Annotated in this window: 4 protein-coding genes; 1 reads left to right on the top strand and 3 read right to left on the bottom strand. The window is 64.8% G+C overall.

The window, feature by feature from the left end:
- Window positions 1–214: 214 nt before the first annotated feature.
- Complete coding sequence (locus ACVOLZ_RS18785) at window positions 215–1,729, bottom strand: acetyl-CoA hydrolase/transferase family protein (RefSeq protein ID WP_481517446.1); 1,515 nt, start codon at window positions 1,727–1,729, stop codon at window positions 215–217.
- 281 nt (window positions 1,730–2,010) lie between these two features.
- On the opposite strand from ACVOLZ_RS18785, the gene glnE reads away from it, so the two are divergent.
- Entirely contained in the window at window positions 2,011–4,836 is a 2,826-nt protein-coding gene (gene glnE, locus ACVOLZ_RS18780) for a bifunctional [glutamate--ammonia ligase]-adenylyl-L-tyrosine phosphorylase/[glutamate--ammonia-ligase] adenylyltransferase (protein WP_481517445.1), read from the top strand.
- Between the two features lie 39 nt (window positions 4,837–4,875).
- Here glnE and ACVOLZ_RS18775 read toward each other — a convergent pair whose 3' ends face one another.
- The gene (locus ACVOLZ_RS18775; RefSeq protein WP_481510517.1) at window positions 4,876–5,439 is read right to left on the bottom strand and encodes a queuosine precursor transporter; all 564 of its coding nucleotides are present in this window, start codon (window positions 5,437–5,439) and stop codon (window positions 4,876–4,878) included.
- Between the two features lie 359 nt (window positions 5,440–5,798).
- On the bottom strand, window positions 5,799–6,311 hold the full coding sequence (locus ACVOLZ_RS18770) for a hypothetical protein (protein WP_481517444.1): 513 nt from the start codon (window positions 6,309–6,311) through the stop codon (window positions 5,799–5,801).
- Window positions 6,312–6,314 lie beyond the last annotated feature (3 nt).

Raw genomic sequence — 6,314 nt, 5'->3', positions numbered from 1 at the left:
ACCCCCACCCCCCGCGGTGGGTGGTTTGTCGTTGTTTACATAAAACAACAAACCCCGCCCCACCCCGTGGTTTTTTTATTGGGCGGGCCCCCCCCCGCCCCGGCACTACGCTTTGAGCCCCTCTCCCGCTCGCGGGAGAGGGGTTGGGGTGAGGGCGGCTTTTCGGCTGGTAAAGCCCCTTGCCGAGCATGGCTCGGCACTACAGGAGGGGCTTTCAGGCCTTCATGCTGCCGGTATCGATATAACGCTGATGCCAGGACAGGGCTTCCGGCAACAGGTGCGGCGTGTGCTTGCCGTAGCTGTCGCGGCAGGCGCGGTCGAAGTAATCGTTGAGCTGGTCGCGGTAATCCGGGTGCGCACAGTTGTCGATCACCTGGCGCGCACGTGCACGCGGCGGCAGGCCGCGCAGATCGGCCAGGCCCTGCTCGGTGACGATGATCGAGACATCGTGCTCGGTGTGGTCCACATGGCTGACCATCGGCACGATGGCCGAGATCGAACCGCCCTTGGCCATCGACGGGCTCAGGAAGGTGGACAGGAAGCCGTTGCGAGTGAAGTCACCGGAACCGCCGATGCCGTTCATGATGCGGCTGCCCATTACATGGGTGGAATTGACGTTGCCGTACAGGTCGGTCTCGATCATGCCGTTCATGCCGATGCAGCCGAGGCGGCGCACCAGTTCCGGATGATTGGAGATCTCCTGCGTGCGCATGATGATGCGCTCGCGGTAGAACTTGATGTTGCGCTTGAACTCCTCGTTCGCCTCCGGGCTCAGCGCGAAGCCAGTACACGAGGCGTACTCGAGCACACCGGACTTGAGCAGATCCAGCATGCCGTCCTGGATCACCTCGGTGAACGAGGTCAGGCCGCGCAGGCCGCTTTCAGCCAGACCGGCCAGCACCGCATTTGGAATATTGCCCACACCCGACTGCAGTGGCAGCAGGTTGGCCGGCAGGCGGCCCTTGGCCACTTCGTGCTTGAGGAATTCGATCAGGTAGCCGGCAATCTGGCGGCTGTCCTCATCGATCGGCTTGAACGGGCTGTTGCGGTCCGGTCCATTGGTGCGCACCACCGCCACGATCTTGTCCGGGTCCACGCTGAGCGTGGCCTGGCCGATGCGATCGTTGGCGTGGATCAGCGGGATCGGCTTGCGGTGCGGCGGCAGCGCGGTGCCGTAGTAGATGTCATGCATGCCCTCGATATCCGCGGGCTGCCACTCGTTGACCTCGATGATCACTTTCTTGGCCAGGTCCAGCCAGGTCTTGTTGTTGCCGACCGAGGTGGAGGGCACCAGCGAACCGTCTGCATGGATGGCCGAGACTTCGATCACCGCGGTATCGATCTCACCGTAGAAGCCAAACCACACATGCTGGGCAACGTGGGAAAGATGGATGTCGATGTAGTCCAGCGTGCCTTCGTTGATGCGCTTGCGTGCATCCGGGTCGGTCTGGAACGGCATGCGCATGGCGATGGCATCGGCCTTGGCCAACGCGCCATCCAGCTCCGGTGCGGTGGACGCGCCGGTCATCAGCTTGATCTTGAACGGCTGGCCGGCGGCGTGCACCTCTTCAATGCGCTGCGCCAGTGCCAACGGCACCGCCTTGGGATAGCCGGAACCGGTGAAGCCACTCATGGCCACGGTTTCGCCGGGCTGGATGAAGGCCGCGGCTTGTTCGGCGGAAACGATGCGGTCGCGCAGGCGCGGGTCCAAGATGCGTTCGACAGACATGACGACTACGGTTTGTTGGGGGGATGCCCGATTATCGCCCTTCGGCGTGAACAGGGGGGTTGGACCTTGGTGGAATGGTCATTACGGATTTGCTGCTCTTGTACTCCCCGGTATTGTTTTGCAGTGCAGCGTGCAAGTTGTTTGCGCACCCGGCAGGATCGCCCTGCATCCCGACGTGGGGGAGGGAGCAAGGCCCGCTGACAGTTCGCTGTCAGCGGGCTTTTTTATTGCCTGATCGCCGGAGATGGCGACTTCTGGGCCGCAGATGCCAGAATCGCGGCATGAACCAAATCGCCCCCGCAGCACCTGAATCTGTTCAACCGGTAATCGAACGGGCCTTGGCCCGGCTCAAGCTGGCCGCTCCCGATCCGGCGCAATGGCCGTCATCAGAGGCCTTCGAGGCTGGTTTGCGGCAACTGGCGGTTGCCAGCGATTTCGCCATCGATACCCTGTGCCGGCAGCCGGAGCTGCTGCAGTTGCTGGCTGAGGCCGATCCAGCCCTCGTGCCGCTGCCCGTACTGGACCCGCTGCAACCCACGGCCTGGCCAACCCAGCTGCGTCGCTACCGCGCTGCGGCCTCGACCCGTCTGATCTGGCGCGATCTGCTCGAACTCGATGATGTCGACGCTACCCTGGCTGGTGCCACCCGCCTGGCCGAGGAATGCCTGCAGCTGGGCCTGGAGGCGCTGGAGCAGGAGTTCGCCAGCCGCCACGGCGTGGTCCGCGATGCCGATGGCAGCGCGCAGCGGCTGGTGGTATTCGGGCTGGGCAAGCTCGGCGGCGGCGAACTGAATTTTTCGTCCGATATCGATCTGGTCTACGCCTATCCGCACAACGGCGAGTCCGATGGCACCCGCCCGCTCGCCGCCGAGGAATATTTCGCCCGGCTCGGCCAGCGGCTGGCGCGGCTGCTGGACGAGACTACCGCCGAGGGCTTCAGTCACCGCGTCGACCTGCGCCTGCGTCCGTTCGGCACCGCTGGTCGCGTTGCCCTGTCGTTCGCCGGCATGGATCAGTACTTCCAGCGCGAAGGCCGTGACTGGGAGCGCTATGCCTGGATCAAGGCGCGCGCGGTTGCAGGCGACATCGCCGCCGGCGAGGCCTGGCTGGAGACGCTGCGGCCCTTCGTCTACCGCCGTTACCTGGATTTCACCGCGCTCGATGGCCTGCGCGAGATGAAGGCGGCGATCACTGCTGAAGTTGCGCGCAAGGATAGGCTGGACGACATCAAACGCGGCCCCGGCGGCATCCGCGAGATCGAATTCCTGGCCCAGGCGCTGCAGCTCATCCGTGGCGGCCGCGAACCGGCACTGCGCGAACGACGGCTGCTGCCTGCGCTGCGCGCGCTGGTTGAAGGCGGGCAGATGGCTGCCAGCGATGGCGATGACCTGATCCAGGCGTACCGCTTCCTGCGCCGCGTCGAGAACCGCCTGCAGATGCTGCGCGACGCGCAGACGCATTGCTTGCCCAATGACGCGCTGGACCGCGCTCGTATCGCGCTCGGCCTCGGCTATGCCGATTGGGAAGCCTTGCTCGAAGCGTTGAACGTACAGCGCGAGCGCGTAAGCCTTGAATTCGGTGCACTGCTGGCGCCTCGCCAAGGCCAGGCTGCGCCGGATGTGTTGTCCAGCTATTGGCGGGTATTGCCCGGTGGCGGCAGCGCCGAGGTGCTGGCCGAGGCCGGCTTCGCCGATGCCAATGGTGCTGATCAATCACTGCGCGAGTTCGCTCAGTCGCTGGGGGTGAAGTCGCTGTCTGACAGCGCCCGCGCGCGCTTGGATCGGGTGCTGCCTGCGCTGCTGCATGCGGCTACGCGCTCACCACAACCTGATGCGGCGCTGCGTCGCGTGCTCGGTCTGCTGCAAGCCATCCTGCGCCGCACCAGCTATCTGGCGCTACTGGATGAACAACCCAGTGCCTTGACGCGGTTGGTCAACGTGCTGGCACGCAGCGCGCTGTTGTCCGAGCGGTTGGTTGCGTTCCCGCTGCTGCTGGACGAATTGCTGGATACGCGTGTGGCAGGGCCGATGCCCGGCGCGCAGGAAATGCAGGAAGCCTGCGCCAGCGCCTTGCAGATCGATGACCCGGAAGCTGCGCTGCGCGCACTCAATGAAGTGCGGCTCGCGCTGAGCTTCCGTATGGCTTTGGCCTTCCACGACGGCCGCCAGCGAGCGGTGGACTGTACGCAGCAACTGGCGCAGCTGGCCGATGCGGTAGTGGTGACGGTGCTGCAGATGGCACATGCGGACATGCTGCAGGCACACGGCGAAGTGCCGGATGGGCGCTTTGCGATCATCGGCTACGGCAGCCTGGGTGGCGTCGAACTGGGCTTCGGTTCGGACCTGGACTTGGTGTTTCTGTACGACAGCCCTGCTGGCAGCGAAGGCAGCGACGGCCCCCGTCCCTTGGACAGTGGCCGCTGGTTCGCGCGCCTGGCGCAGAAGGTGATGGCCTTGCTCGGAGCGGTGACCGCCGCCGGACGCCTGTACGACATCGATGTGCGCCTGCGCCCGGATGGCGGCAAGGGCGCGCTGGTGTCCTCGTTGGCCAGCTATACCGAATACCAGCGCGAGCGCGCCTGGACCTGGGAGCACCAGGCGCTGGTACGCGCACGTGGCGTTGCCGGCGATGCATCGCTGCTGTCCGACTTCGAACAGGTACGCGCCGACACCTTGAGCCGCGCGCGTGAGCACGAGACCTTGTTCGGTGATGTGCTGAAGATGCGTGCACGCATGCGTGCCGAACTGGACCGCAGTGATGCCGGGCGGCTGGACCTGAAGCAGGGCGCAGGCGGCCTGGTCGATCTGGAGTTCGTGCTGCAGACCGGCGTGCTGTCGCAGGCTCAGCACGATCGTGCACTGTGTGCGCCCAGGGATACCCCGTTGTTGATTTCAGTGTTGGCAGCAGCAGGGTGGTTGCCAGACGACACCGCGCTGGCCTTGCATGATGCGCATGCAACGCTGCTTGATGCGGGCTTGAGCTGCACCCTGGACCGACGTCCACGTATTGCCATCCCGACGCCAGAGATCGAAGCGGCATGTACAGCGATCAGTGCCGCTGCAATCGCGCAGGGCCTGCCGTTCGAACCGGGCAAGCGCGCGGAGTGATGTTGGACAGCAGCCCGGTTTGGTACCGGGCTGCTGTGCTCAGCGGGTAGTGCCGCGCAGCGGCGCCATCTTCCACAGCAGTGCGCGGAACGGTGCCAGCAGGCACACGCCGATGGCCAGCTTCACCGCCAGATCGCCTGCGGCCCAGCTGACCCACGGCAACTGCGAGCCGGCAAAGGCGATTGACCAGAAGATCGCGGTATCCACGGTGGCGCTGCAGGTGGTGGCCACCATCGGCGCACGCCACCAGTTGCCCGCACGCAGCCGGTCGAACACGGTGATGTCCAGCAACTGCGCGACGATGAAGGCCGAGCAGGACGCCACCGCGATCCGCGGTGTGGCGATCCACACCGACAACACCACCGCCACCGCAAAGCCGGCCCAGGCCACACGGCGTGCCGCCTGCGGGCCGAAACGACGATTGATCAGGTTGCTGACCAGGAACGCGATCGGATAGCTGAAGGCACCCCAGGTGAGCCAGTCATTGATCGGGTACTGCACCAGCACATTCGAGCCCAGCACCACGGCACCCATTGCCAGCACGGCCAGCAGGAGTGAGGTGGGGGTAAGCGGGGCGAAGCGGATGGACGGATGTGAGGACATGAACGGGCACAGGCAGCGCCGCCAGGCACTGCATCGATAATGGAGGGAAGGGGCCGGGCCGCGAGGGCAGGCCGGCGGGCATTGTAGCTGGTGTGGCTGAGACGGATGTCAACGGCGGCAGGAGTGCACATTGCCAGCAATCAAGCTGATTGAGCCCCTCTCCCGTTCACGGGAGAGGGGTTGGGGTGAGGGCCGCTTTTGCTTGTGCGGTTGGTTTTGCTTGCGTTTGAGCTTCAAAAGATCAACGCCAAAGCCAAAGCCAAAGCGCCCTCATCCGCCCTTCGGGCACCTTCTCCCGCAGGCGGGAGAAGGGATGCATCAGACATCTCTACGATCTGAAGCTTCAAAGCACTGCAGCCTCAAAGCTTCCCGCTATGACTCACCGACGCAGCTTCAATCGCCGGCACAAATGTAAGCACCGCACCGTCTTCCGCCCGCACCATCCAACCCGCACCTTGCGGGCTCGGCGTGAACGCAACGGTCTGACCGAGCACGAAATTGGATGCCGGGTTGTCCTCGCGTTGCGGCCAATGCAGCGATGCGGTGTTGGCCGCATCCAGTGGATCGGCCAGCGCAATGCTGCGGCCGCCATCGGCGTCCTGGGTGATCGCTTCGACCTTCATGTCCGGCAGCGGGCCGGCGCTGACGCGGCGGGCCTGACGATCACCGGAACGCGACGAAGCCGCAGAGGACTTGTCGGCCACCGATGCCACCAGTAGCAATGGTGCGGACACCAACATCGACGCGCCAACCGAGGTCATCAGGGTGCTGACCTCCGAACGATTCAAGCCATCGCCGGCATGCGCGGGTGCAATCACCAACATGGCGCTGATGGCTGCGACGCAGGCCAGCTGGGAAAACGTTGATTTCATATG

It is taken from the genome of Stenotrophomonas sp. STEN020 (assembly GCF_056760195.1).
Note: the sequence above shows the minus strand (reverse complement) of the source record. Positions and strands in the feature narration are given on the sequence as shown.

What these genes read in the sequence shown, in the direction of transcription:
- ACVOLZ_RS18785 (WP_481517446.1), bottom strand. Translation starts at nt 1,729, where the DNA reads ATGTCTGTCGAACGCATCTTGGACCCGCGCCTGCGCGACCGCATCGTT.
- glnE (WP_481517445.1), top strand. Translation starts at nt 2,011, where the DNA reads ATGAACCAAATCGCCCCCGCAGCACCTGAATCTGTTCAACCGGTAATC.
- ACVOLZ_RS18775 (WP_481510517.1), bottom strand. Translation starts at nt 5,439, where the DNA reads ATGTCCTCACATCCGTCCATCCGCTTCGCCCCGCTTACCCCCACCTCA.
- ACVOLZ_RS18770 (WP_481517444.1), bottom strand. Translation starts at nt 6,311, where the DNA reads ATGAAATCAACGTTTTCCCAGCTGGCCTGCGTCGCAGCCATCAGCGCC.